This window comes from Calidifontimicrobium sp. SYSU G02091, from assembly GCF_022631395.1.
Classification (GTDB): domain Bacteria; phylum Pseudomonadota; class Gammaproteobacteria; order Burkholderiales; family Burkholderiaceae_C; genus Calidifontimicrobium; species Calidifontimicrobium sediminis.
This window is the reverse complement of record NZ_JALBGB010000037.1, coordinates 1-25296: the sequence shown is the minus strand read 5'-3', so window position 1 is coordinate 25296 and position 25296 is coordinate 1. Positions and strand designations below refer to the sequence as shown.

The 25296-nt window shown below is 70.5% G+C and carries 21 protein-coding genes and 1 pseudogene; 10 read left to right on the top strand and 12 right to left on the bottom strand.

Annotated elements, in window-relative coordinates:
• The coding region (locus MOJ79_RS16855) for a hypothetical protein (protein ID WP_241925196.1) at positions 1-222 on the top strand (222 nt) is incomplete at its 5' end.
• 77 nt (positions 223-299) lie between these two features.
• On the opposite strand, the gene MOJ79_RS16850 is transcribed toward MOJ79_RS16855, so the two are convergent.
• The 8 genes from MOJ79_RS16850 to MOJ79_RS16815 are packed head-to-tail and all read right to left on the bottom strand — an operon-like array spanning position 300 to position 8256.
• A complete protein-coding gene (locus MOJ79_RS16850) occupies positions 300-569 on the bottom strand; it encodes a hypothetical protein (RefSeq protein WP_162911052.1) in 270 nt (89 codons plus the stop codon).
• Between the two features lie 8 nt (positions 570-577).
• Positions 578-1093, bottom strand: coding sequence for a hypothetical protein (locus tag MOJ79_RS16845; RefSeq protein WP_162911053.1), 516 nt, complete (start codon positions 1091-1093; stop codon positions 578-580).
• A gap of 31 nt (positions 1094-1124) precedes the next feature.
• Positions 1125-1766 carry a nitroreductase family protein gene (locus MOJ79_RS16840; RefSeq protein WP_235823399.1) on the bottom strand — a complete coding sequence of 214 codons (642 nt, stop codon included), beginning with the start codon at positions 1764-1766 and terminating at the stop codon, positions 1125-1127.
• Positions 1763-2452 (bottom strand): TorD/DmsD family molecular chaperone, encoded by a 690-nt coding sequence (locus tag MOJ79_RS16835; protein WP_162911054.1) that lies wholly within the window; start codon positions 2450-2452, stop codon positions 1763-1765. Before MOJ79_RS16835 ends, MOJ79_RS16840 begins: the two co-directional genes overlap by 4 nt.
• Positions 2449-3615 carry an NrfD/PsrC family molybdoenzyme membrane anchor subunit gene (gene nrfD / locus MOJ79_RS16830; protein WP_241925195.1) on the bottom strand — a complete coding sequence of 389 codons (1167 nt, stop codon included), beginning with the start codon at positions 3613-3615 and terminating at the stop codon, positions 2449-2451. Before nrfD ends, MOJ79_RS16835 begins: the two co-directional genes overlap by 4 nt.
• Before the next feature lie 24 nt (positions 3616-3639).
• Complete coding sequence (locus MOJ79_RS16825; protein ID WP_241925194.1) at positions 3640-4398, bottom strand: 4Fe-4S dicluster domain-containing protein; 759 nt, start codon at positions 4396-4398, stop codon at positions 3640-3642.
• Positions 4399-4432: 34 nt separating this feature from the next.
• Complete coding sequence (locus MOJ79_RS16820; RefSeq protein WP_241925193.1) at positions 4433-6919, bottom strand: molybdopterin-dependent oxidoreductase; 2487 nt, start codon at positions 6917-6919, stop codon at positions 4433-4435.
• Positions 6920-6939: 20 nt separating this feature from the next.
• Entirely contained in the window at positions 6940-8256 is a 1317-nt protein-coding gene (locus MOJ79_RS16815; protein WP_241925192.1) for a 4Fe-4S dicluster domain-containing protein, read from the bottom strand.
• A gap of 117 nt (positions 8257-8373) precedes the next feature.
• On the opposite strand from MOJ79_RS16815, the gene MOJ79_RS16810 reads away from it, so the two are divergent.
• From MOJ79_RS16810 to MOJ79_RS16790, 5 genes are all read left to right on the top strand, one after another.
• Positions 8374-9198 carry a substrate-binding domain-containing protein gene (locus MOJ79_RS16810; protein WP_442863140.1) on the top strand — a complete coding sequence of 275 codons (825 nt, stop codon included), beginning with the start codon at positions 8374-8376 and terminating at the stop codon, positions 9196-9198.
• The gene (locus tag MOJ79_RS16805) at positions 9195-10682 is read left to right on the top strand and encodes an ATP-binding protein (protein WP_241925190.1); all 1488 of its coding nucleotides are present in this window, start codon (positions 9195-9197) and stop codon (positions 10680-10682) included. The genes MOJ79_RS16810 and MOJ79_RS16805 overlap by 4 nt, the downstream gene beginning before the upstream one ends.
• Positions 10679-12034 (top strand): sigma-54-dependent transcriptional regulator, encoded by a 1356-nt coding sequence (locus MOJ79_RS16800; RefSeq protein WP_241925189.1) that lies wholly within the window; start codon positions 10679-10681, stop codon positions 12032-12034. The genes MOJ79_RS16805 and MOJ79_RS16800 overlap by 4 nt, the downstream gene beginning before the upstream one ends.
• A 212-nt stretch (positions 12035-12246) precedes the next feature.
• Positions 12247-14451, top strand: coding sequence for a PhoX family protein (locus tag MOJ79_RS16795; protein WP_241925188.1), 2205 nt, complete (start codon positions 12247-12249; stop codon positions 14449-14451).
• A 138-nt stretch (positions 14452-14589) separates the two neighbouring features.
• Positions 14590-16137: a transposase gene (locus tag MOJ79_RS16790; protein WP_241925187.1), complete on the top strand. Its 1548-nt coding sequence runs from the start codon at positions 14590-14592 to the stop codon at positions 16135-16137.
• Positions 16138-16156: 19 nt separating this feature from the next.
• On the opposite strand, the gene MOJ79_RS16785 is transcribed toward MOJ79_RS16790, so the two are convergent.
• The 3 genes from MOJ79_RS16785 to MOJ79_RS16775 are packed head-to-tail and all read right to left on the bottom strand — an operon-like array spanning position 16157 to position 18270.
• Entirely contained in the window at positions 16157-16969 is an 813-nt protein-coding gene (locus MOJ79_RS16785) for a BPSS1780 family membrane protein (protein ID WP_241925186.1), read from the bottom strand.
• A 7-nt stretch (positions 16970-16976) separates the two neighbouring features.
• Positions 16977-17951, bottom strand: coding sequence for a homoserine kinase (locus MOJ79_RS16780; protein ID WP_241925185.1), 975 nt, complete (start codon positions 17949-17951; stop codon positions 16977-16979).
• Between the two features lies 1 nt (position 17952).
• On the bottom strand, positions 17953-18270 hold the full coding sequence (locus MOJ79_RS16775; RefSeq protein ID WP_235823519.1) for a DUF2782 domain-containing protein: 318 nt from the start codon (positions 18268-18270) through the stop codon (positions 17953-17955).
• A gap of 50 nt (positions 18271-18320) precedes the next feature.
• Between MOJ79_RS16775 and polA the strand changes: the two genes are divergently transcribed.
• The 4 genes and pseudogenes from polA (at position 18321) to sixA (ending at position 24760) form a co-directional block, all read left to right on the top strand.
• Complete coding sequence (gene polA / locus MOJ79_RS16770) at positions 18321-21050, top strand: DNA polymerase I (RefSeq protein ID WP_241925184.1); 2730 nt, start codon at positions 18321-18323, stop codon at positions 21048-21050.
• Positions 21051-21325: 275 nt separating this feature from the next.
• The gene (locus tag MOJ79_RS16765) at positions 21326-22243 is read left to right on the top strand and encodes a UDP-2,3-diacylglucosamine diphosphatase (RefSeq protein ID WP_241925183.1); all 918 of its coding nucleotides are present in this window, start codon (positions 21326-21328) and stop codon (positions 22241-22243) included.
• A 45-nt stretch (positions 22244-22288) separates the two neighbouring features.
• A pseudogene (gene ppk1, locus MOJ79_RS16760) lies at positions 22289-24285 on the top strand (polyphosphate kinase 1).
• A 13-nt stretch (positions 24286-24298) separates the two neighbouring features.
• A complete protein-coding gene (sixA, locus tag MOJ79_RS16755; RefSeq protein ID WP_241925182.1) occupies positions 24299-24760 on the top strand; it encodes a phosphohistidine phosphatase SixA in 462 nt (153 codons plus the stop codon).
• Between the two features lie 174 nt (positions 24761-24934).
• On the opposite strand, the gene MOJ79_RS16750 is transcribed toward sixA, so the two are convergent.
• Positions 24935-25296, bottom strand: a 362-nt coding sequence (locus MOJ79_RS16750; RefSeq protein WP_272885402.1) for a MarC family protein, incomplete at its 5' end; no start/stop codon positions are given.

Below are 25296 nucleotides of genomic sequence, written 5' to 3'. Positions count from 1 at the left end.
GTCATCTGCTTCATCGTCATCCTCGCATCTTGCATCGACACCTCCAACGCATGTCACTACGATGCGGTGGACTTGATCAGCGTTTCCCTAGGTAACCCGCATGGTCACATGCGGGTCAAAGGAGCCGCCACCTCAGCTCACCCGTTCAACAATCCGCGGGACATCGCCTTCCTCGGCTTCATCAGCTTCGTCCTCGTCGCTGATGGGCTGCGGATGTGTTAACAGGCCCTAGTCGAGTCTGCGCCTCCATCGCATAGATGGACGACGTATCTCCAAGTATGCAACCGCTCGATCGGTCCTCAGTCACCGGAACACAGTCCGAGCGGGATCGGCGCCCCCTTCGGCGGCTTGGTTCCCGCCGCGACGGCCTTCGCCACCGGCGACGACGCCTTCTGCGCGGGCGGCTCGCTTCGCTGCGGCGCGACGACGATCGGCCTGGGCTTCGGCGTGGCGCCCTGCGACGTCGCCGGTGGCGACGGTTGCGCCCCGGCACTCACAGCGACGACGAGCAGCGCAGAAGCAACGCAGACGATCCTCGAGCTGCGTGGTGGCCGCGGGCCGGTGTTCATCGTCGACATCATCGCCGCGCGCCCTCGAACGTCCGTCGCAGACGCACACGATAGACGATCCCCACCGCAAGCATCGACAGCGTCGCGACCGCAAGCGCACCCCACTCCAGCGCTGCCGCTGCGCCCGTTGCCGGCCGCGTCGCCGCGAGGTGCGCGACGATCGGTGCGACGTCGGCTCGCGGCACGGCGGCGCCGTGCCACCAGCGCATGCGCTCGACGACGACTCGCCAGCCCAGCGCCGTGTGGCGCACGCCGGCGACGACCTCGGGGCGATGGCAGCGCGAGCAGTGCGCCTCGAGCAGGCGCTCGCCCAGCGGGCGCTCGAGCATCCGCTGGCGCTCGGCCTCGGCCGACGCGGCCCGCTCGGCCGCGTGCCGTGCTTCGCGCTCGGCAGCCTGCGCGCGCTCGCGCTCGAGCTGCTCCGCCAGGCGCTGCCGCTCGGACGGGCTCGTGACGAAGCCCGGGCTGCGGTACTCGTCGCCCGACATCTCGGCGCGCGTGGCCGCACCGGCTGCCAGCGCCATCGCTATCAGCACCGCACGGTGCCGGCGGCGGTCACAGGCGCGGCCCACGCCAAAGCGAGAGCACCTCGTCGGCATCGTCGACGACGCGCGGCGTGGGCTTGCGCGTCGGTGTGCCGATGCAGACGAACGCGACGAGCTGCTCGCGCTCGCGGCAGAACGCCTGCGTGAGCGCCGGATGGCGGCACTTGCGACCGCTCAGCGTCTTCGCGCCGAAACCCATCAGGTGCAGCGCATTGAGGAAGTTCGCGAGCGCACCGCCGGCGCACATCCACTGCTCGTGTGCCGGCACTTCGGGTACGTCGTCGTCGATGCGCACGACCCATGCGACGAGCGCCGGCCCGTTGAACGCGCGCTCGCGCTCGATCGCGACGTCCTCGTCGGTCTTGCCGGCGTCACGTGCGAAGCGTGCGAACAGGTCGGCGAGCACCTCGCGCCCGCCGTCGGGCACGACGACGGCTCGCCAAGGCACGAGCCGCCCGTGATCGGGCGCGCGCAGTGCTGCGCGCGTGGCCAGGCGAAGCTGCGCCAGCGTCGGACCGGGCGCCGTCATCCAGCGCGGCCCGATCGAGTGCCGCTCGAGCAGCCGCCGCAGGGTCACGGGCACACGCGGGCCTCGTGCAAGACGCGCCGCATCCTGCAGCGCCGAGCGCGGGTCGAGGTGCGGTGTGGTCATTGCGAAGCCTCCAGCGTGCGGTCGCCCACGGCCTCGCGCACCAGTCGCACCAGTGCCGCGTAGACCTCGGCTGCCGACGACTTCGCGCTCGCCCGGCGACAGGCCGCCTCGAGCGGACCGGCCCAGTGGTCGACGAACTCGCGGCAGTACTCGTCGGCCATGCCGGCGGCGTCGGCATCGCCCCGTGCGGCGCGCTCGTACAGCCGGCCAAGGAATTCCAACTGCATCGAGACGTGGTCCGGCAGGTCGCGGAAGTTCTCGTCGGGCTCGACGCCGGCCGCCTGGTAGCACGAACGCACCATCTGCACGCTGCTGCCGCCGAGGGCACCTTCGAGGTACACGCCGGCGTTGAGCGGCACCGGCACCGGCGGCGTGAGGAACAAGCGCGCGTATTCGACGAGCCAGGGATCGGCGCTGCCGTCGTCGCGGGCGGCCTCGGCGGCCCAGCGGGCACTCGCCTCGGCCAACGCGTCGACGGCCGGTCGCGTGTCGAGGCCGAGCGCGGCGCCGAGTTCGGCCAGGTCGTCGGTGAGCGGCTGCGCCCAGTCGCACACCGACCAATCGGCCGGTGGCGGCAGGAACGCCCGCGCCACGCTCAGCAACAGGTCGGCCCGGTCGAGCAGCCCCGGTTGCAGGGCAGAGGGCGGCAGCACGCCCGGTGCCGGGTTCTGGCTGGTCACCTTCATGCCCGCCGGTCGCCGAGGCCCAGGAACTTCTCGCCCGCGGCGTTGACCACGTTGGCGAGGAACACCGCCGTGGCGAGCACCGCCCATTCGGTGAGCGATGGCGAGTACGACAGCAGCCCGTGCGCCCAGCTGCCCTTGAACAGCGCGACGAGCTGGCCGCCGACCACGAAGTGGTAGCGGGCGGCGAACAGCGCGACGACCGCGATCACCGCCGCGACGAGCTGCATTCCGAGCGACTTGCGCAGCCCCGGCAGCACCGTGATCACCAGCGGCACGCCGATGCCCAGCCACAGCTCGGCCTGGAACGCAGGCCGGCTCCACAGGTGCTGCCATACCTGCATGCCGTCGGCGTTGCTCCACAGTCCCGCGACGAGGCGTGAGACGACGAAGAACGCGTGCGCGACCATCAGCACCGCGAACAGCGCGCCCAGCGGGCCGGCGAACAGCGCGCGCGTGCGCTCGTCGAAGCGGCCGCTGTCGAAGCCGTGCGCCAGGTGGGTGAAGATGATGACGAGGGTCACTGCGCCGAGCAGCGCCTCGACGATGAATGCCAGCGAGATCTCGCCGCCGAACCAGAACGGGCGCATCGCCATCCAGCCGTAGACACCTCCGGCAACGAAGGTGATGTACGCCGCCGCGAGGAGCGCGACGACGGCGGCGGCTTTTGGCGGCGCGCTGCCGGGTCCGGACGCCAGCCACCGGAGCACGAGCCACGCCAGCGCGAGCGTGTAGAAGATCACGCCCCACACTTTCCAGAACAGCGGTGCTTTGGCCTGGAAGCCGAACGGGATCAGCAGCATCGCACGCAGCGGGTAGCCCAGCTCAAGGAACAGCGCCGCCACGCCGCCGACGAGCGCAGCGACCGCGAGCCAGGTCGCTCGCCGCGCGATCGGCTCGAAGGCCTTCAGGCCGAATACCGTCCAGGTGGACGCCAGCATCGCCAGCCCCGTCGACGACAGCAGGAAGAAGTCATAGGTGACGATCGGCAGGCCCCAGAAGATGCCCCGGCTGTCGCCGTTGTAGGCCGCGTGGCCGACCGTCATCAACTGACTGAGCACCCAGCCGCCGGCGACCACGAGGCCGATGGCGGCCGCGATCAGGACCAGACCCATCGTCGGCGAGGACGCGCCGCCCGGGCGCGATTGAGCCACTGCAGTGTTCATCGTGTGTCTCCTTGTCAACCGGGGTCAGGCCTTGGTCTCTTTGGCGCGGCTGCTCGGCACCGCGGCGCCGGCGCCACCGGACAGGTAGTACACCTGTGGCTTGTTGCCGGTGTGGTCGAGCAGGCGCACGCCGCGCTTGTCGGCGATCAGCTTGTTGACCTTGCTCTTCGGGTTGTCGAGGTCACCGAAGTAGCGCGCTTTCGGCGGGCACACCCGCACGCACGCTGGCGTGTGCTCCTTCGTCGCCGGGTTGTCTTCGTCGAGGTCGGCCACGCCCTTCGGCGCGGTGCTGGTCTTGTGATAGCAGAAGGTGCACTTGCTGACGACGCCGTGCGGCTGGATGCCCACGCCGTGCGTCGGGTCGTCGTGCGGCCCCTTGTAGGGCGGATCCCACTGGCGGCCGTTCTTGCCGGGAAACACGCTGCGCAGGTCGGGCTGCACGACGGCCTTCTCGTCGGTGTAGAAGCGCACGCCATACGGACACGCGACCATGCACGCCTTGCAGCCGATGCACTTGTTCCAGTCGATCAGCACGTAGCCGCCATTCGGGTCTTTGTAGGTCGCGCGCGTCGGGCAGACGTCGACGCAGCTCGGGTGCTCGCAGTGCATGCACGGACGCGGGAACCACTGCATGCTGACGTTCGGGTACGTGCCCTCGTGATAAAAGAGCACGTCCTGCCAGTTCTCGCCGGGCAGGCGGTTGTTCTCCATCGCGCAGGCCGTCGTGCAGGCCTGGCAGCCGGTGCACTTGTCCAGGTCGATGACCATGCCCCATTTCGCCATGTTGGTCTCCTGATGTGGTGGTGGTCAGCGGCCGTCAGGCCTTCTCGATCGTGACCTTGGTGGTGTAGTAGTTGCACTGGCCGGTGATGCGGTCGCTCTGGTTGACCGTCACCTCGCCGCAGTGCCCGGGGCCGCGCCCTTTGGCCCATCGCCCCTGAGCCCAGTGGCCGTGCTCCATCGGGAAGACCAGCGTGTCGGGTCGCACGCCTTCGAAGTAGCGGCAGTGGCCCTCGATCGCACCGACGCTGCTCTTGATGCGCACGCGGTCGCCGTCGGCGATGCCGCGCTTCCTCGCTGTCTCGGGGTGGATCTCGATGTAGACCTGGTCGCGCCCGCCCATCGTCGGCTGCAGCAGCGAGATCGCGATCGGGATGTTGCCGCCGCGGCCCTCGGCGTGCAGCGCCACCTTCGGCGTGACGACGTAGAGATCGCCGCCGCCCGGGTGCGTGGGCTCTTCCCAGTGCGGGAACATCAGCTTGGCTTTGTCACGCCCCGTCTTGGCGGCGATCCAGTCGGCCTTCGCCTCGAGCCAGCCCGAGCGGAATTCGAACTTGCCCGACGGCGTCTTCAGCAGCTTGGCCTTCACTTCGTCGGGCGTCATCGGCTTGGCGTAGGCCTTGCCGTCCCACTCGTAGAACTCGCCGCCTCGCTGCTGCCACAGGTAGGGCTTCTTGTACCAGACGCCCTTTTCCTTCCAGCTCTCGAAGTCCTTGACGCCGTTGTCGCCGGGATCCTTCTCGAAACCCTTGGCGAGGTGGCGGATGACGTTCTCGGTGTCCTTGAGCGCCTTGTAGTACTCGCCCATCGGGCCCTTCATGCGCTTGCCGATCTCGATCAGCACGTCGCCGTAGTACTTGGTGTCGTACAGCGGCTTGATCGCCGGCACGCGCAGCTGCGCCATCGGCCAACCCTCGAACGGGTAGGTCGGCGCGTCCTGCAGCCGCTCGAGGTAGGTGTGATCGGGCAGGATCAGGTCGGCCATCATCGCCGTCTCGCCGGGAAACGGGCTGGTGTCGATGACGAACAGTTCGGCCAGCGCCTTCTCCCACTCCTGACCGTTCGGCGCCGTCCACACCGGGTTGGTCAGGTAGAACATGATCGTGTCGAGCTTGTAGGGCTTGCCCGCCAGCGAGTTGGGGCCGACCTCCTGCAGCATGTTGTTGGCCAGCAGGTAGCCGTCCTCGTGGCCCTTCAGGTCGATGCGTGGCTGGCTCTTCCACGGACCGTTCTTCGCGTAGTCGTCCATGTAGTCGGCCGCGTCGACCGGCATCGGGCCGTAGCTCGGACCCATCTGGTACATCATCCCGCCCTTGGCGAACAGCGATCCGACCAGCGCGTTGAGCGAGTGCACGGCCATGCCGTTGTAGATGCCGTTGCTGTGTGCGTGCACGCCGCGCTCGAAGATCGCCAGCGCTGGGCGGGTGGTACCGAATTCGCGCGCGGTGGCGACGATGTCGCGCTCGAGGATCGTCGTGATCTCGCTCGCCCACTGGGGCGTGCGGTCCTTCAGTTCGACGTTCCACCACTCGACCAGGCCCTTGACCCACTTCTCGTCGAACAGCGCCGGGTCCACCGTCTGGCCGGCCTTGAAGCGGTTGACGCCGTCCTTGAAGTCACCGACGAAAGTCTTCTCCCACAGCCCGTTGACGAGGATATAGTGCGCGATCGCCAGCGCCAGCGCGCCGTCGGTGCCGGGCTTGATCAGCAGGGCGCGGTCGCTGGCGGCCATCGTCGTGTTCATGTGCACGTCGACCGCCGTGACGCGCGTCTTCGGGCTCTTCTCGCCGCGGATGTAGCCCCACACCTGCATCAGGTAGTTGTACGGGCGGAACGCCTCGAGGAAGCCGCAGCCGAACATCAGCAGGTAGTTCGTGTTGCGGTAGTCGTAGGCGTTGTACGAGCCGTTGCCGTCGGTGGCCTGCTTGCTCTTGATGCTGCCGTCGCTGCACATCGAGCTGTGGCCGATCGCGACGTTGGGGCTGCCGTACAGCGCGCCGAAGGTGCCCTGCAGGCCGGCGCAGCTCGCGCCCCAGCCGCGGCCATAGCACAGCGCGAAGCGGTGGCTCTCGCCCTTGTCGCGCAGCGCCTGAAGCCGGTCGGCCACGGTCTGCAGCGCCTCGTCCCAGGTGATCGGAACGAACTTCGGATCCTCGTTGCGCCCCTTCTTCGGATTCGTGCGCTTCATCGGACCCTTGAAGCGGTCGGGGTCGTAGAGGATGTAGGTGCCCAGCGGGCCTTTCGGGCACAGCTTGCCGTTCGCGATCGGGTGGTCGGTGTTGCCGTAGATCGCGTGCACGCGGCCGTCGGTGGTGTAGACATCGATGCCGCAGCGCGCCGGGCACTGGTGGCAGATGTTCTTCGTGATCTTCGTTTCGGGCTTGGCCGCCGGTGTGGCCTGCGCCTGCGTCTCGCGCAGCGTCTGGCCGCCGACCAGTGAGGCGGCGGCGCCCGAGGCGGCAGTGGCCTGCAGGAAGCGGCGCCGCGAGACGGCGGGTTTGAAGATGCGGTCGTAAAGGCCCATCGTGGTCTCCTCGGGTGGGGTCAGTTCATGGCGCCGAACAGCTGCCGCCGCGCGTCGGCGATGAAGCGGCGCGCCTTCGTGCAGGTGGGACACACCGACGGGGCGGTGCCTTCGGCGTCGACGGAGACGGTGAAGGCGTCGCCGCAGTCGCCGCAGCGCAGACGCCGGTGGACGGCCAGGGTCTGCACGGCCGGCGTACCGCCGTGCGGTGTCAGCGCGAGCGCGCCTTCGGGGCAGGCGCGCTCGCAGGTGCCGCAGCCGATGCAGCGCAGCGGGTCGAACTGCAGGTGCGCCGACGTGCCGTCGTCCGCGGCCGTCAAGGCGGCGGTCGGGCACAGGGCGATGCACATGCGACGGTCGCAGCACTTGGCGTCGGCGTGCAGCGTCGGGAAGAACTCGGCCGGCACCGGCTGGCCTTGCGCGGCTGCAAGCCGGCTCAGCGCGTCGTGCTGGCGCTCGCGCTCGGGCGACGGGTGGCGTTCGTCGGCGGGGTAGGCGGCACGGCCGTCTCCACCCATCGGGGTGGCCGCCGGGCGGTCGCGCCCGGCGGGTTTCTCCAGTGCGGCGCGGAAGAAGCGGCGGCGGTCGATTGGCGCAGCCGGTGGCGGCGCCGGTGGCAGCGATGCCGGCCGAAGGTGCAGCGGCAGCGGTTCGCGCTGCAGCGAGACCGTCGCCGGGGCCGCCAGCTCGCCGAGCCAGGCGGCGGCCGCCGCCACCGCCGCTGCAGCCGGATGCGCAGGGGCACGGTCGCTGCAGCCCGCTTCGCACCCGGCGCACCAGCCACGGTCAATGACGTGCACCGATCGCCCGGCCGCGGCGTGGGCCAACAGGCGGCCCGTCGTCAGCGCGCCGGTACAGGGCACGACGACGGTCGCGGCATCGAGGAGTTCGCTCGGCACCATGCGGCACTCGACCCGCACGGGTGCTGCCGTGGCGTCGGCGACGGCGGTGCCCATCGGGGGCGGGTCCGCCAGGGCCAGCAACTCGGGCAGGGCCAACGCCTGCGTCGGACATGCGGCGGTGCAGCGGCCACAGTCGATGCACCCCTCCGACAGCGAGACCGCGCTGATGTCGACCGTCAACGCACCCGTCGGACACGCTTCGGCGCAGGCACGGCACTGCCCATGACGGCTGCGCAGCGGCAGGCAGGCGCCTTCCTCGTGCAGCAGACCGCGGTCGGCCCGCAACGGCACGCGGTGCACCTCGGGTGAGCCGGACTTGTCTCCTGGAGTCATCTTTCTGGGTGCGCGAGAACACACGGAACGCTTGTCACGATACCCATGATGTAGCAAGGGAAATGCCAGCGACGCCGTCCTGGCTGGTACTCGGGAAATCAAGCACTTGCGACGACATCGCGTCCCGTTGCCGTTACCTACTGGTAACACCCAAGGGATTCCACGGGACTCTTTCGTTACCCTGCGGTAACGATGAATGGTCGCGTCTCACGGCGAACAGTGCTGGTCTCGGGTGCCGCTTGCGCGGTCGCCCATCGGGCGCGTGCCGCACCGGGGGTCACGCGCATCGGGCTGACGCCCGTCTTCCTCGACGATCGGTTGCGACTGTTGCAGCGCTGGCGCGAGTACCTGGAGCCGGCGCTGGGTACTTCCGTCGAGTTCGTGCAGCGCGGCACCTACGGTCAGGTGATGGACGTACTGCGGGCGGGCCAAGTCCAGTTCGCGTGGATCTGCGGCTACCCGTACGTGCTCCACCGCCGCGAACTGCGACTGGTGGCCGTGCCGCACTGGCGCGGCCGTCCGCTGTACCAGAGCTATCTGATCGCCGACGCGAGCCGGCCGTACGCCGGGCTGGAGGCGCTGCGCGGACGCAGCTTCGCCTACTCGGACCCGCTGTCGAACTCTGGCTTCCTGTACATGCAGCACCTGCTGCGCGGCCAGGGTCAGGATCCGGCGCGCTATTTCGCGCGCAGCTTCTTCGCGCATTCGCATCGGCATGTCGTCGAGGCGGTGGCCAATGGGCTGGCCGACGGCGGCGCCGTCGACGGCTATGTGTGGGAAACGCTGGCCGAGTTGCGACCTTCGCTGACGGGCAGGACACGCGTCCTGCAGCGTTCGCCCGACTTCGGCTTCCCGCCGATCGTTGCCGGGCCGCAGGTCTCTGCACGTGCGGCTGCAGCGTTTGCCGACGCGCTGATTGCGATGTCCGAGCACCCCCTGGGGCGCTCCGTACTGGCCGAACTGCGTCTGGACCGCTTCGCGCCGGGCGACGTGCGGCTGTTCGACGGCATCGCCGAGATGGCGCGCGGTCAGGGCGGCTCATGAGCATGGCTGCCAGCGAAGCCGGCACGCGCTTCGGCTACCGGCTGAAGGTGCCGCTGGCGCTCACGCTCGTGGCGCTGGTGGCCGGTGTGCTCGTGGCCGCGACGACGTATGCGCTGGTCGACCGACACGTCGAAACCAACGCCGAGGCCGAGACGCGTCGGCTGGCGGCGACACTGGCGCGCGCGATGGCCGTGCCCGTGCTGCGCAACGACGTTTGGCAGGCGTACCAGCTGCTGCGCGCGACGACCGAGGCGGCGCAGGCCGCAGCCGAGCCGTCGGTCGAGATCGTCGTCCTCGACAGCCGCGGCCAGGTCTTCGCCTCGCCGACGCCGCGCCAGCACCCGCTGGGCCAGCACCTCAGCCAGTTGCCTGCCGATCTGGCCGAAGTCGCCCGACGGGCGTTCGAGTTGCAGCCGCCGCGCAGCGTCAGCGTGACGGCGCCGTCCAGCGGCAGTCTCGTGCTGGCCGCGCCGATCGTCGGTGACGAGGACACGGTACTTGGCGTCGTGCTGGCCAGTCACCCCCGCGCGCTGACCGATGCGCAGCGTGGCGAGGTGATCCGCCAGCTCGTCATGCTGGGTGCGCTGGCGATCTTCGTCGTCGCACTGGCCGGCGGTGCGATCGGCATGCGCATGGTTGCGCCGCTGGCGCGGCTGCGGCAGGCGATGCAGGCGGCCCCGCGGCGCGAGACGGCCGGCGACGCGCGACGCGCGCTCGATGAGATCGGCGCGCGCCGCGACGAGGTCGGAGACCTCGGGCGCAGCTTCGGCGCGATGCTCGAACAGATCGCGGCACAGCAGGAGCTCGAGCGCCACATGCAGCAGGCCGAGCGCATGGCCAGCATCGGCCAGCTGACGGCAGGCATCGCGCACGAGGTGAACAACCCGCTGGGCGGCATGCTCGCGGCGATCGAGAACCGTCGCCTGCGCGGTGGTCTCGATGAGGCGAGCGAGCGCACGCTGGGCCTGCTCGAGCGTGGACTGCGCCAGGTGCACGCCACCGTGCAGGCCCTGCTCAACGAGGCGCGCAGCGAGCGCCACCCGCTGACCGAGGCCGATCTGCGCGATCTCGACCTGCTCCTTCGACCCGAGGCTGAGCACGCGCGCTGCGCGCTGCAGTGGGACGTTGCCGCGCCATCGGACGTCGCCCTGCCGGCGGTGCCGGTGCGCCAGGTGCTGCTGAACCTGACGCTCAACGCGATCGCTGCTGCCGGCGCACGTGGCCGCGTGCGTGTGTGGTCGCGGGCACAGCCCGAGGCGTGGGAGGTGTGGGTCGGCAACAGCGGCGGTGCGCTCGACGAGGCCAAGCTCGCCGCGCTGACGCAGGGCACCGAGCGCTCGGCCGACGGCCGGCTCGGTCTGGGACTGTGGATCACGGCGCGCATCCTGCACACGCTCGGTGGGCGGCTGCGGCTCGCCCCGGCGGACCCTCCGCTGGCCACGGTGCTGGTCGCTTCGTTCCCGGTCGCACAAGCCGTCGCATGAACATCCACCTGATCGAAGACGACGCCCTGATGGGTGAGGCGCTTTCGGAGCGGCTGCAGCTCGAGGGCTTCGCATGCACCTGGTCGCGCCTCGGGGGCGCGGCGTGCGCCACCGCGAACGGCGGCGCCCCTGTGCCTGACGCGATCGTCAGCGACATCCGCCTGCCCGACACCGAAGGCCCGGAGCTGCTCGCGCATATGCCTGCCGCGTGGCGTGTGCGGCCGTGGATCTTCATCACCGGCTACGGCACCACCGCGCAGCGTGACGCGCTGCTCGCGCGCGGGGCGGTCGACTTCTTCACCAAGCCGCTGGACATGGACCGCCTCGTGGCGCGGCTGCGCGCGCTCGAGCCCGCGGTGCCGCCAGCCGCTGGTGCGCCGGTCGTGTCGACGCCGAGCTGCCCGATCGGTGTGTCGGGCGAGATCCGCCGCCTGCACGCGCTGGTGCAGCGCCTGGGCAGACACTGGGACTCGGTGCTGGTGACCGGCGAGTCGGGCGCCGGCAAGGAGGTGCTCGCACGCTGCCTGCATGGCGAGACGCTCGGTGCGGATGCGCCTTTCGTCGCGGTCAACGCCGCGTCGCTGCCCGAGTCGCTGATCGAGGCCGAGCTGTTCGGCTACGAGAAGGGGGCCTTCACCGGCGCCACGCGCACGCACCGCGGCAAGTTCGAGCAGGCGCACGGCGGCACGCTGTTCCTCGACGAGATCGGCGACATGCCGCTGGCACTGCAGGCGCGGCTGCTGCGCGTGCTGCAGGACCGGCGCGTCACGCGGCTGGGCAGCGAGCAGGCGCTGCCGGTGCAGGTTCGGCTGATCTTCGCCACCCACAAGCGCCTGAACGAGGAAGTGCGCGCCGGGCGCTTTCGCGAGGACCTGTACTACCGTATCAACGTCGTGCACCTGCGCGTGCCGCCGCTGCGCGAACGGCCGGAGGACGTGCCCTGGCTGGCGCAGCGCTTCGTCGAGGCGTGGAACGCGGCACACCCCGACGCGCGTCGGGTGCTCGGGCCCGAGGCCGAAGCCACACTGCTGCGCCGTAGCTGGCCGGGCAACGTGCGTGAACTGCGCAACGCGATCGAGCGCGCCTGCCTGCTCGCCGACGGCGAGCGCATCGAGCCGCGCCTGCTGCGCGACGAAGCCGTCGCTGGCGATGACGCCGTGTCGCCGGAAGAGCACCGCGGTGACGCGCCGGCCGCGATGCCGCGTCTCGAGGAATTCCTGCGCGCGCAGGAGCGCGAGTTCATCCGCCAGGCGCTGCAGCGCTACGACTGGCAGATCGGCATCACGGCCGACGCGCTGGGGATCAGCCGCAAGAATCTGTGGGAGCGGATGAAGCGGCTCGCGATCGGCTGAACGGCCCGCTCTGAGGCAGCCTCTGGCGGCAGTCGGCCGCGTTCGTCGCGCGCTGACCTGCGCTCTGTATCCGCACGGCGGTCGGCGCAAGCGTCGGCGGCTCGCTCAGGCCCGTCATGCAAACGTCATTGGGGCGTCACTTCGCGTTCATGCACGCTTCCTAGCATCCCGCGGGCTTGGTTGTTCCCCTGCCAAACGCTGAAAGGAAGTTCATGAACAAGCCGGTCGATTTCCCCATGCGCGATCTCAACGACGAGAACTCCAACACCTCGTCGAACCCGACCTTCGACACCGTGCTCGCTGCCCGCCTGAGCCGTCGCAGCATTCTGCGCGGAAGCCTTGGCACCGCCGCCACTGCCATGCTTGGCGGTTTGGGTCTGAGCGCCTGCGGCGGCGGCAGCGACGACCCGGCATCCAGCGGTACGACGGAAATACTGCTCGGCTTCACCGCGGTGGCCAAATCGGTGGCCGACGCGCTGACCGTGCCCTCGGGCTACACCGCCGAAGTGCTGATCGCACTCGGCGATCCGCTGTCCAACGACGTGGCGGCGTTCAAGAACGACGGTACGGACGCTGACTACGACAAGCGCTGCGGCGAGTGGCACGACGGCATGGAGTACTTCGGCCTGTCGGCGACCGGCGTTCGAGACGACGCGAGCAGCAGCCGCGCGCTGCTGGGCATCAACCACGAGTGGGTCACGCAGACCTTCCTGCACCCGAACGGCCCGACGCCCGCACCGCGCCCCGACGCCGAAGTGATCAAGGAGATGCAGGCGATGGGCGTGACGATCGTCGAGATCGCCAAGGGCGCGAACGGCAAGTTTGCTTACGTGAAGGGGTCGCCGTTCAACCGCCGCATCACGACCGAGACCGAGATCGAGTTCGCTGGCCCGGCACGAGGCAACAACCTGCTCAAGACCAAGTTTTCGACCGACGGCACGAAGACGCGTGGCACCGTCAACAACTGCGGCACTGGCAAGACGCCGTGGGGCACGCTGCTGACCGGCGAGGAGAACTGGGCGGCGTTCTTCGCCCGCAACGCCGGCGACAACGACTTGCGCAGCGCGAACGAAAATGTGGCGTTCGCGCGCTACGGCAAGAGCGTCACGACGTCGACCGGCTCGAACCACGTCTATCGCTGGAATACGGCGCAAAGCGGCGATGAGCGCTTCACGCGCTGGAACGCCAGCGTGACCGGCGCCTCGGCCACCGACGACTACCGTAACGAGTTCTACTGCCAGGGCTACGTGACCGAGATCGATCCATACTCCGCGACCGCGAAAATCAGGAAGCGCACCACCCTCGGCCGCATGGCGCACGAGGGCGCTGCGGTGCGCGCCGAGGCGGGCAAGAAGGTCGCGGTCTACATGGGCGACGACGCGCGCAACGAGTACATCTACAAGTTCGTCTCGGCGCAGACCTGGAACCCGGCGGACGCGAACGCCGCCGACCGCATGGCTGTCGGTGACAAGTACCTCGACAGCGGCAAGCTGTATGCGGCGAAGTTCAACGACGACGGCACCGGCACGTGGGTCGAGCTGAGCCTGGCGAACCCGGCCGTCGCCGGTTATGCCACCTACACGTTTGCCGACGAGGGCGACGTGCTGATCCACGCGCGTCTCGCCGCCGACGCCGCCGGCGCGACCAAGATGGACCGCCCGGAGTGGGGCAACCTGAACCCGGTCAACGGCGAGCTCTACATCACGCTGACGAACAACAGCAACCGGCGCCTGAACCCCACCGGCTCGCAGGTCGCGCCGAACGCCGCCAACCCGCGCACCTACAGTGACGTGCGCGGTGGCACGACGGTGCTCAACGGCAATGTCAACGGCCATATCCTGCGCATCAAGGATGCCGACCCGGCCGACACCACGTTCACGTGGGACATCTTCCTGTTCGGCGCCGAGTCCGATGCCTCGCCGGTGCTGGTCAACCTCTCGGGTCTGACCGACGACCAGGATTTCTCGAGCCCGGACGGCCTCGTGTTCACGAAGAGCACCGGCCTGTGCTGGATCCAGACCGACGACGGCGCGCTGGTCGACGAGTCGAACTGCATGATGCTTGCAGCGGTGCCCGGTGCCGTCGGCGACGGCGGACAGGTCACGCTCGACTACGGCAGCACGACCGTGACGACGCGCATGGGCAAGAAGCCCACCGCGACGACGCTCAAGCGCTTCCTCGTCGGGCCGAAGGACCAGGAGATCACGGGCCTGGCCGAAACGCCGGACGGGAAGTTCATCTTCATCAACGTGCAGCATCCTGGCGAGGACACGTCGGCGGCTGAGATCGCCGACCCGAGCAAGTACACCAGCCACTGGCCGGGCAACGCAGGCTACGGCGCGGGCGGCGCCAATGCGCGCCCGCGTTCGGCCACGGTGATGATCTACAAGAACGACGGCCGCCGCGTCGGCACCTGAGCGCTGCCGCCCCGGCAGCATCGCTCGAGGGCCCGCTTCGGCGGGCCCTTGTCATCCTGAATCCAGCAGTTCACCGTCCGTCATCGCGCGCTAAGCGAGCACTGGCGCGGCTTTGACGGGTCTTGGCACACTCACCCGATGGGTGAGAGCAAACAACGCATGCGCGAGGTGGCCCTGGCGGCCGAAGTGGCGGCCGGCGCGCCGCAGGTGGTGGACACGCTGGGCGGGCGCATGCACGTGCGCTGGGACGAGGGTGCGGCGGCCACACCGCACGGCCAGCTGGTGTTCTTCGCCGAGTTCCTGGCCACCACCGGGGTGTTCGAGCGCTGGGTGTCGAGTTGCCCGCTGGCGTACCGCAGCGGCAACGCGCCGCACAAGCGCGACGTGCTGGGCACCCTGATGCTGGGGTTGCTGGCCGGGCACCGGCGCTACGCGCACATCACGGCGCTGCGCGGCGACGCGGTGGCCGCACAGGCCCTGGGCATGAACAAGGTCGTCAGCGAGGACGCGCTGCGCCGGGCGTTGGAACGCATCGACGAGGCGGCCAGTGCGGCGTGGATGCGCCCGAGCCTGATGCACTCGGTACGCGAGGCGCTGGACCGGCCGTGGGTGCTGGACATCGACGCGAGCATCAAGCCGCTGTATGGGCGCCAGGAAAGTGCCGAGATCGGCTACAACCCGAGCAAGCCGATGCGCCCCAGCCACGTGCTGCACACCTTCCTGGTGAGCAACCTGCGCCTGGTGCTGGACGTGCAGGTCAGCTCGGGCAAGCAGCATACGAGCGTGCATGCCAAGGCGGCGCTGGGGCGGCTGCTCGATGAACTGGGGGACAAACGACCGGCGCTCGTGCGCGGCGACTCGGGCTATGGCAACGAGGGCATCCTCACCGAGCTGGAAAGCCGCCACCAGCCCTACCTGCTGCGGCTGCGGCAGACGAAGAACGTGCAGCGGCTGGTCGCGCAGCAGTTCGCTCGGCAAGACTGGAGCCGCCCCGACAGCCAGGGCTGCCAGACGGTCGAGGCGCAGTTGCAGCTGCACGGCTGGAGCAAAAAGCGCCGCGTCGTCATCGTGCGCCAGCGCATTCGCGGCGGCATCGCGCGCGAGCGGCGCATGGACGGCAAGCAGCTGCGGCTGGACCTGGCGGGCCCCAGCGTGCACGAGGGCGAGCGGCTGTGGGAGTACGTGGTGCTGGTCACCGACGTGGCCTACCCGCTGGAGGCCATCGCGCAGCTGTACCGCGACCGCGCGGATGCCGAGAACGCCTTCGACGAGCTGAAGAACCAGTGGGGCCTGGGCGGCTTCACGACGCAGGACATCAACCGCTGCCAGACGGTCGCCCGGGCCTGTGCGCTGGTCTACAACTGGTGGAGCTGGTACTGCCGAGCAGCACATCCGACGGGACGGCTGGAAGCCATCACCAGTCGCCCGCTGCTGCTGGCCGCGGTCGGCAAGGCCGCAAACCACGCCAACCAGACCACGCTGTACCTGACGCCGCTACACGGCCGCACCGACATGCTCAAGCGGCTGATCGCCAACATCGGCGCGGCCTTGCAGCACGTTCGGTCAGCTGCGGAGCAGTTCAAGGACCTCGACCGCTGGGGCTGCCTGCTGCGCTACGTCAGCGACCGCATAGCCCCGATCGTCGGCCCACCACGACCCGCGGCTGGCCTGCCAGCGACGGGGTAACTGCCGGATTTAGGGTCATTCAAGCGGCCGGCGCCTCGGGTTCGCCGAAGACGTCGACGAACGTGAAGTACAGCGACACATAGAACACGCAGGTGAACATCAACCCGGCCGGCAGTGCGACGAGGCCGGCGAGCTGGCGCGTGCCGAGCAGGCCGAACAGCGCGCCGACGGCGACGCTGAACAGCGCGATCATGCCGACCCACGCGACGACGTACACCGTCATCGCGCCGCGGTTGCGCCACACCGCCAGCGTGCTCGAGAACAGCGACTGCAGCACGCCCTGCCCACCCCAGTGCACGAGCGCCGGCGCGTGCCAGAACGGGATCGCCAGCAGCGCCGCCAGGCCGAAGCGCACGACGAGGCCCCAGGTCAGCCGGTCGTCGACCAGCAGCGCGTCGAGTTCGGCGTTCTCGCTGGGCGTGCGCTCGGGCGTGGCCAGCAGCAGTTGGACGCGCTCGAAGCGCCCGCCGTCGACGGCGTCGGCGAGCAGCAGGATCACGACGGTGGCCAGCGCGTAGACGGCGCACAGCTGCAGCAGCGCCGCGCGGTGGCGCGCATCGCCGCGCAAGCCCTCGACCAGATGGCCCGGCTGCGCCGTCCCGCCGCCGAGCACGGCGCGCGTGGCGATCATGTAGCCTAGCGACAGCAGCGGCAGCGCACCCATCACGACGATCTGGCCGACGTAGGGCAGCGCGAGCACGAGGATCGCGCTGAACAGGAAGACGACGAACAGCATCGTCAGCCCGAGTGGGCGCTTCGCGTAGGTGGCGAAGGCCGCACGCAGCCACGCCAGGCCCTGGCGCGCGGCGACGGTGTGCAGGCGCAGCGCCATCGTGCGGCTACTCGGCCGGCGGCGGGTGCCACGGCGTGGCGATGCGCTCGCGCAGCACGCGCTCGAAGTGCGTCGGGTCGTGCGGCTGGAGCAGGCTCGCGTCGCGCGGCAGGTGCAGGTCCCACAGCCGCGACAGCCAGAACCGGAACGCCGCCGCCCGCAGCAGCGCCGGCAGCAGGCGCCGCTCGCCGCCGGTGAGCGGGCGCACGCGCTCGTACGCAGCGACGAACACCGCCGCGCGCGTGTCGACGCCGCGGCCGCTCGCGAGATCGACGCACCAGTCGTTCAGGCACACCGCGAGGTCGAACAGGAAGGTGTCGACGCCGGCGAAATAGAAGTCGAAGAAACCGGTGAGCCGCTCGCGGCCGGGCAGGCCGTCGAACATCACGTTGTCGCGAAACAGATCGGCGTGGATCGGCCCGCGCGGCAGCGCCGCGTAAGCCGCCGACGCGGCCAGCTCCTGCTGGAACGCGAGTTCGCTGGTCAGCAGTTCGCGCTGCGCGGCGTCGACGAACGGTAGCACTACCGGCACCGTCTCGGTCCACCACGCCAGCCCGCGCAGGTTGGGCTGGTGGCGCGGGTAGTCGAGCCCGGCCAGGTGCATGCGCGCGAGCATCTCGCCGACCTGCGCGCAGTGGTGGTCGTCGGGCGCGAGCTGGTGGCGGCCGGCGAGCTTGTCGACGAGCGCCGCCGGTTTGCCCTTGAGCGTGTGCAGGATCTCGCCGCTGGCGTCGGCGCGCGGCTCGGGCACCGGGATGCCCTTGCGCGCCAGGTGCTTCATCAGGTGCAGGTAGAACGGCAGCTGCTCGAATGTCAGCCGCTCGAAGATCGTCAGCACCCACTCGCCGCGGTCGGTGGTGACGAAGTAGTTGGTGTTCTCGATGCCGGCCGTGATGCCGCGCAGCGCCGTCAGCGTGCCGACGTTCAGGCGTGCGACGAAGGCGCGCGCCTCGTCGAGCGAGACCTCGGTGAAGACGGCCATCTCAGAAGCGCAGGATCGTCCACACGCGCTGGCCGGCCGCGCCGCGCCCCGACGCGGGGCCGGGGCTCATGTCGCGCGCGCCGTCGGCCGGCACGACGTGGTACGTGCCGCCGCGCTCGCCCTTGGTGTGCACCGTGATCTGGCGCACCTCGCCGCGCACGCGCAGTTCCTCGACGCGCACGGCGTCGTCCTCGATCACGGTCGTGCGCACCTGCGGCTCGGGCACCGGCGAGACCGCCGCCGCGGCCGCCGGCGTGGCCGCGGGCACCGCACCGGCGGCGCACGACAGCGCGAGGAGAGCGGCGCAGCGGCGGAGCATGCGCGTGATTCTATCGGTGCGGCCCACAGCGGCGGCCGTACCATGCCGGCATGACGCAAGACACGCTGCTGCTGGTCGACGGCTCGAGCTACCTCTATCGCGCCTACCACGCGATGCCGAACCTGACCGCGCCCGACGGGTTCCCGACCGGTGCGATCCACGGCTTCATCGCGATGCTCAGGCGCCTGCGCGAGCAGATCCCGGCCGCGCATGCCGCGTGCATCTTCGACGCCAAGGGCCCGACGTTTCGCGACGCGCTGTACCCCGAGTACAAGGCGCACCGCGCGCCGATGCCCGAGGCGCTGGCGCAGCAGATCGCGCCGATCCACGAAGTCGTGCGGCTGCTCGGCTGGCCGGTCCTCGAGGTGCCGGGCATCGAGGCCGACGACACGATCGGCACGCTCGCGCGGCGTGCCGCCGAGGCGGGCCACCGCGTCGTGATCTCGACCGGCGACAAGGACCTCGCGCAGCTCGTGACGCCGCAGGTCACGCTCGTCAACACGATGACCAACGAGACGCTCGACGTCGAAGGCGTCAAGGCCAAGTTTGGCGTGCCGCCCGAGCGCATCGTCGACTACCTGACGCTGGTCGGCGACGCCGTCGACAACGTGCCCGGCGTCGAGAAGGTCGGCCCGAAGACGGCGGCCAAGTGGATCGCCGAGCACGGCTCGCTCGACGGCGTGATCGCCGCCGCCGACACGATCAAGGGCGCCGCCGGCGAGAACCTGAAGAAGGCGCTCGACTGGCTGCCGCAGGCGCGCCGCCTCGTGACGGTGGCCACCGACTGCGACCTGTCGGCCGCCGTGCCCGGGTGGCCGTCGCTCGACGCGCTCGCGCTGCGCGACGTCGACCGTGAGGGGCTGCTCGACTTCTACAACCGCTACGGCTTTCGCACCTGGAAGCGCGAACTCGAGCAGGCGCTCGGCGGCGCGCACGCGGCGGCGCCGGCGGCGGCCAGTGCCTCGGCGCCGCTGGCGCGGCACTACGAGACGGTGCTGACCTGGGAGCGGCTCGAGCACTGGCTGCAGCGCATCGCCGCGGCCGAGCTCGTCGCGCTCGACACCGAGACCGACTCGCTCGACCCGATGCGCGCGCGCATCGTCGGCATCAGCTTCGCGGTGCAGCCGGGCGAGGCGGCGTACGTGCCGCTCGCGCACGACTACACCGACGCGCCGGTGCAGCTGCCGCTGGCCCACGTGCTCGCGCGCCTGAAGCCCTGGCTCGAGGACGCGCGCGCGCCGAAGATGGGCCAGCACCTGAAGTACGACACGCACGTGTTCGCGAACCACGGCATCGCGCTCGCGGGCATCGCGCACGACACGCTGCTCGAGAGCTACGTGCTCGAAGCCCACCTCGCGCACAGCCTCGAAAAGCTCGCCGAGCGCCACCTGCACCGCAAGGGACTGAGCTACGAGGACCTGTGCGGCAAGGGCGCGAACCAGATCCCGTTCTCGCAGGTCGACGTGCAGCGCGCGACCGAGTACTCGGGCGAGGACAGCGAGATGGCGCTGCACGTGCACCAGGTGCTGTGGCCGCGCCTGCAGGCCGAGCCGGGGCTGCGCTACGTGTACCAGGACATCGAGCTGCCGGTGAGCGCGATCCTCGCGCGCATCGAGCGCCACGGCGTGCTGATCGACACGCGGCTGCTCGAGCAGCAAAGCCGCGAGCTCGCCGAGCGCCTCGTCGCGCTCGAGCGCGAGGCGCACGCGCTGGCCGGCCAGCCGTTCAACCTCGGCAGCCCGAAGCAGATCGGCGACGTGCTGTTCAGCAAGCTCGGCCTGCCGGTCAAGAAGCGCACCGCCAGCGGCGCGCCCTCGACCGACGAGGACGTGCTGACCGAACTCGCCGCCGACTACCCGCTGCCGGCCAAGATCCTCGAGCACCGCAGCCTCGCGAAGCTCAAGGGCACCTACACCGACAAGCTGCCGCAGATGGTCGACCCGGCCACCGGCCGCGTGCACACGAGCTACGCGCAGGCGGTCGCGGTGACCGGGCGGCTCGCGAGCAACGAGCCGAACCTGCAGAACATCCCGATCCGCACGCCCGAGGGGCGGCGCATCCGCGAGGCCTTCGTCGCGCCGCCGGGGCACGTGATCCTGAGCGCCGACTACTCGCAGATCGAGCTGCGCATCATGGCGCACATCAGCGACGACCCCGGCCTGCTGCGCGCGTTCGAGCAGGGGCTCGACGTGCACCGCGCGACCGCCGCCGAAGTGTTCGGCGTGCCGCTGGAGGCCGTGAGCGCCGAGCAGCGCCGCTACGCGAAGGTCATCAACTTCGGCCTGATCTACGGCATGGGCGCGTTCGGGCTGGCGAGCAACCTCGGCATCGAGACCAAGGCGGCCAAGGACTACATCGACCGCTACTTCCAGCGCTTCGCCGGCGTCAAGCGCTACATGGACGAGACGCGCCAGCGCGCGGCCGAGCAGGGCTACGTCGAGACGCTGTTCGGCCGCCGCGTGTGGCTGCCCGAGATCAAGGGCGGCAGCGGCCCGCGGCGCGCCGCGGCCGAGCGGCAGGCGATCAACGCGCCGATGCAGGGCACCGCAGCCGACCTGATCAAGCTCGCGATGATCGCGGTGCAGGGCGCGATCGACCGCGAAGGCAGGGCCACGCGGATGATCATGCAGGTGCACGACGAGCTGGTGTTCGAGGTGCCCGATGCCGAGCTCGACTGGGCGCGCGCCGAGGTGCCGCGGCTGATGGCCGGCGTCGCGCAGCTGAAGGTGCCGCTGCTGGCCGAAGTCGGCGTCGGGGCGAACTGGGACCAGGCGCACTGAAGGGGCCACCCCTGCAGCGCCTGCGGTGCTCCCCCTCGAGGCGGCCGAGCCCGGACACCGAAGGTCCAGTGGACGTTCGGTGCCTGGCGAGGGGCCGGGCCGCAAGGCCCGGCGGGGCCTGCAAGGCCCGCCGGCGCAGCGGCGAAGCCGGATCCGTAGCGGCCGCTTGACGACGTGGCGCGGGTCGGGGCATGCGGGTCGCGCCGGCGCCACACGTCACGGTCGCGTCACGGGCTCGACGTGGGCGTGTCACGGCGGCGGCCGAGCATGCGCGCATGCAGCGCGACCTGCCCCCGTACCTGCACGCCCTGCCCGGCGACCACGACGAGCACGACGACCCGCTGGTCGACGTGCTGCGCGTGCGCACCGTCTGGATCTCGGACCTGCACCTGGGCACGCCGGGCTGCCAGGCGGCGGCGCTGCTCGACTTCCTCAAGCGCGTGCGCTGCGACACGCTGTACCTCGTCGGCGACATCGTCGACGGCTGGCAGCTGCGGCGCAGCTGGTACTGGCCGCAGGCGCACAACGACGTCGTGCAGAAGCTGCTGCGCAAGGCGCGCAAGGGCACGCGCGTCGTCTTCGTGCCCGGCAACCACGACGAGTTCGCGCGCAAGTACGTGCAGCACAACTTCGGCGGCATCGAGGTCGTCGACGAGGCCGTGCATCACACCGCCGACGGCCGCGCGCTGTGGATCACGCACGGCGACCACTTCGACGGCGTCATCCAGTGCGCCAAGTGGCTCGCCTACGTCGGCGACTCGGCCTACGAGTTCACGCTCAAGCTCAACCGGCACCTGAACTCGCTGCGAGCGCGCCTGGGGCTGCCGTACTGGAGCCTGTCGAAGTACCTCAAGCTCAAGGTCAAGCGCGCGGTCAGCTACGTCAGCGACTTCGAGCACGCGGTCGCACGCGAGGCCAAGCGCCGCGGCGTGTATGGCGTCGTGTGCGGCCACATCCACCACGCCGAGCTGCGCGAGGTCGACGGCATCGTCTACGCCAACGACGGTGACTGGGTCGAGAGCCTGACCGCGCTCGTCGAGCACGCCGACGGCCGGCTCGAGATCGTCGACTGGTCGCAGCGGCACGGCCGCCCGCGCCCGCTGGCGGTGTCCGTGCCGCGGCCCGTCGGTGTCGTGCCGGCCGCGGCGGCGCCGGCGCAGGAGCCGCTGCCCGTGGCCCGCCAGACGGCCTGAGAGCCGCCGGCGCGCCGGCGGGCGGCGCGTCCGATAATCCGCCCGATGAGTCTCGACCGCGCTGCCGACACCACGCCCGCGGCCGCTGCGGCGGCCACGCCGCGCCTGACGCTGCTCAACCGCGAACGCTCGACGCTCGAGTTCAACCGCCGCGTGCTCGCGCAGGCGCGCCGCGCCGACGTGCCGCTGCTCGAGCGGCTGCGCTACATCACGATCGTTTCGTCGAACCTCGACGAGTTCTTCGAGGTGCGCTTCGCCGACTACCTCGAGATGGCGCGCCAGCCCGGCACCGGCGTGTCGCAGCGCGACCTCAAGGACGTCGCCGCCGAGGCGCACCGGCTGATCGACGAGCAGTACGCGCTGTTCAACGACGAGGTCATGCCCGCGCTCGCGCGCGCCGGCATCCGCATCGTCAACCACGCCGAGCGCGACGACGCGCAGCGCGCGTGGGTCGCCCGCTTCTTCGAGCAGCAGGTGCGCCCGCTGCTGGTGCCCGTCGGGCTCGACCCGGCGCACCCGTTCCCGCAGGTGGCCAACAAGAGCCTGAACTTCATCGTGCGCCTGGGCGGGCGCGACGCGTTCGGGCGCGAGAACAGCATCGCCATCGTCAAGGTGCCGCGCGTGCTGCCGCGCGTGATCCGGCTGCCCGACGAGGTCAGCCACGGCGAGCAGGTGTTCGTGCTGCTGACCAGCGTGATCCGCGCGCACCTGGGCGAGCTGTTCCCGGGGCGCGAGGTGACGTTCTTCTCGCAGTTCCGCGTCACGCGCGACAGCGACATCGACATCGACGACGTCGAGGTGACGAACCTGCGCCAGGCGATGCGCTCGGGGCTGACGCGGCGGCACTTCGGGCAGGCGATCCGCCTCGAGGTCGTCGCCACCTGCCCCGACGAACTGGCGGAGCTGCTGCTGCGCCAGTTCGCGCTGCCCGAGGAGGCGCTGTACCGCGTCAACGGCCCGGTCAACCTGGTGCGGCTGACGCGGCTGATCGACGCGGCCGATGCCGACCACCTGCGCTTCCCCCGCTACGAGCCGAGCTGGCCCGAGCGGCGGCTGCCGCGCGAGCGACCGGTCTTCGAGCGGCTGCGCGATGGCGACGTGATGCTGCACCACCCGTTCGAGAGCTTCGAGCCGGTGATCGAGTTCCTGCGCCAGGCCGTGCACGACCCCGACGTGCTCGCGATCAAGCAGACGATCTACCGCACCGGCGAGCAGAGCGTGCTGATGGAGCTGCTGCTCGAGGCGGCGCGCCGTGGCAAGGAGGTGCTCGCTGTCGTCGAGCTGAAGGCGCGCTTCGACGAGGAGGCCAACATCAACTGGGCCGAGCGGCTCGAGTCGGTCGGCGCGCAGGTGGTCTACGGCATCGTCGGGCTGAAGACGCACGCCAAGCTGATGGTCGTCACGCGCCGCGAGGGGCAGCGGCTGCGCCGCTACGCGCACCTGTCGACCGGCAACTACAACCCGAAGACGGCGCGGCTGTACACCGACGTCGGCTACCTCACGGCCGACCCCGACCTGACGGCCGACGCCGACGCCGTGTTCCACCAGCTCGCCAGCCTCGTCAAGGTGCGCGCGCCGTCGTCAAGGTCAACGCGCTGACCGACGTCGCGCTGATCGAGGCGCTGGTGGCCACGGCGCAGGCCGGCGCGCAGATCGACCTCATCGTGCGCGGCGCGTGCATGCTGCCGCCGGGCGTGCCCGGGTTCACCGAACGCGTGCGCGTGCGCTCGATCGTCGGGCGCTTCCTCGAGCACACGCGGGTGATCTACTTCGCCTGGGACGAAGGCGACGCCGACGAGGTGCTGTACCTGAGCAGCGCCGACTGGATGAGCCGCAACATGTTCCGCCGCATCGAGGTCGCGTGGCCGGTGCGCGACCCCGCGATGCGGCAGCGCGTGATCGACGAGTGCCTGGTGCCTTACCTGTACGACACGCTCGACGCGTGGGAGCTGCGCGCCGACGGCCACTACGAGCGCGTGCGGCCGCAGCGCGGCGAGGCCGTCAGTGCGCAGCAGGCGCTGATGCGCCGCTACGGCGGCTAGCGCAGGGGCTGCGATGGACCTGATCCTGTGGCGCCACGCCGAGGCCTTCGAGACCGCCGACAGCGGCGACGACCTCGACCGTGCGCTCACGCCCAAGGGCGAGCGCCAGGCGCAGCGCATGGCCGAGTGGCTGGGGCGTCACCTGCCGTCGACGACGAAGGTGCTCGCGAGTCCGGCCAAGCGCTGCCAGCAGACGGCGCAGGCGCTGGACCGCAAGTTCAAGACGGTGCCCGCGCTCGCGCCCGACGGCACCGTCGAGTCGCTGCTCGCGGCGGTGCGCTGGCCCGACGCGCGCGAGCCGGTGCTCGTCGTCGGCCACCAGCCGACGCTCGGGCTGACGGCGGCGTACCTGATGGCCGGCGTGATGCAGCCGTGGAGCGTCAAGAAGGCCGCGGTGTGGTGGCTGCGCTCGCGCCAGCGCCTGCTCCAGCGCGAAGTGGTGCTGGTGACGGTGCGCGGCCCCGACAACGTCTGAAGAAAACCACCCCCGTCGCGCCTTCGGCGCCCGCCCTCGAGGGGGCCGAGCCCGGACACCGAAGGTCCAGTGGACGTTCGGTGCCCGGCGAGGGGCCGGGCCGCGAGGCCCGGCGCGGCCTGCAAGGCCCGCCCGCGGACCGGCAAAGCCGGCTTCGCGGCGCTGGACGTGCGCTCAGCCGGTGAAGTAGCGCTTGACGCCGGCCAGCAGCATCTCGACGGCGATCGCCGTCAGCACGAGCCCCATCAGCTTTTCCATCGCGGTGACCATCGAGTCGCCGAGCAGGCGACGGATGCGGTCGGCGGTGATCAGCACGACGGTGCACACCGCCATCGCCACGGTCAGCGCGCCGACCCACTGCCAAAGCTGGCCCGGCTGCCGCGACGCGAGCAGCAGCACGGTGGCCATCGCCGACGGCCCGGCCAGCAGCGGCACTGCGAGCGGAAAGATGAACGGCTCCTTCGCGGCGCCGTCCTGGGCGTAGATCTGCGTGCTGCTGCCGAACACCATGCGCATCGCGATGACGAGCAGGATCA

Excerpts from the sequence above, each read along its gene's own strand:
- MOJ79_RS16805 (WP_241925190.1), top strand. The coding sequence starts at position 9,195 with ATGAGCATGGCTGCCAGCGAAGCCGGCACGCGCTTCGGCTACCGGCTG.
- polA (WP_241925184.1), top strand. The coding sequence starts at position 18,321 with ATGACGCAAGACACGCTGCTGCTGGTCGACGGCTCGAGCTACCTCTAT.
- MOJ79_RS16800 (WP_241925189.1), top strand. The coding sequence starts at position 10,679 with ATGAACATCCACCTGATCGAAGACGACGCCCTGATGGGTGAGGCGCTT.
- MOJ79_RS16790 (WP_241925187.1), top strand. The coding sequence starts at position 14,590 with ATGGGTGAGAGCAAACAACGCATGCGCGAGGTGGCCCTGGCGGCCGAA.
- sixA (WP_241925182.1), top strand. The coding sequence starts at position 24,299 with ATGGACCTGATCCTGTGGCGCCACGCCGAGGCCTTCGAGACCGCCGAC.
- MOJ79_RS16835 (WP_162911054.1), bottom strand. The coding sequence starts at position 2,452 with ATGAAGGTGACCAGCCAGAACCCGGCACCGGGCGTGCTGCCGCCCTCT.
- MOJ79_RS16820 (WP_241925193.1), bottom strand. The coding sequence starts at position 6,919 with ATGGGCCTTTACGACCGCATCTTCAAACCCGCCGTCTCGCGGCGCCGC.
- MOJ79_RS16825 (WP_241925194.1), bottom strand. The coding sequence starts at position 4,398 with ATGGCGAAATGGGGCATGGTCATCGACCTGGACAAGTGCACCGGCTGC.
- MOJ79_RS16850 (WP_162911052.1), bottom strand. The coding sequence starts at position 569 with ATGAACACCGGCCCGCGGCCACCACGCAGCTCGAGGATCGTCTGCGTT.
- nrfD (WP_241925195.1), bottom strand. The coding sequence starts at position 3,615 with ATGAACACTGCAGTGGCTCAATCGCGCCCGGGCGGCGCGTCCTCGCCG.
- MOJ79_RS16785 (WP_241925186.1), bottom strand. The coding sequence starts at position 16,969 with ATGGCGCTGCGCCTGCACACCGTCGCCGCGCGCCAGGGCCTGGCGTGG.
- MOJ79_RS16845 (WP_162911053.1), bottom strand. The coding sequence starts at position 1,093 with ATGGCGCTGGCAGCCGGTGCGGCCACGCGCGCCGAGATGTCGGGCGAC.
- MOJ79_RS16795 (WP_241925188.1), top strand. The coding sequence starts at position 12,247 with ATGAACAAGCCGGTCGATTTCCCCATGCGCGATCTCAACGACGAGAAC.
- MOJ79_RS16765 (WP_241925183.1), top strand. The coding sequence starts at position 21,326 with ATGCAGCGCGACCTGCCCCCGTACCTGCACGCCCTGCCCGGCGACCAC.
- MOJ79_RS16840 (WP_235823399.1), bottom strand. The coding sequence starts at position 1,766 with ATGACCACACCGCACCTCGACCCGCGCTCGGCGCTGCAGGATGCGGCG.
- MOJ79_RS16780 (WP_241925185.1), bottom strand. The coding sequence starts at position 17,951 with ATGGCCGTCTTCACCGAGGTCTCGCTCGACGAGGCGCGCGCCTTCGTC.
- MOJ79_RS16775 (WP_235823519.1), bottom strand. The coding sequence starts at position 18,270 with ATGCTCCGCCGCTGCGCCGCTCTCCTCGCGCTGTCGTGCGCCGCCGGT.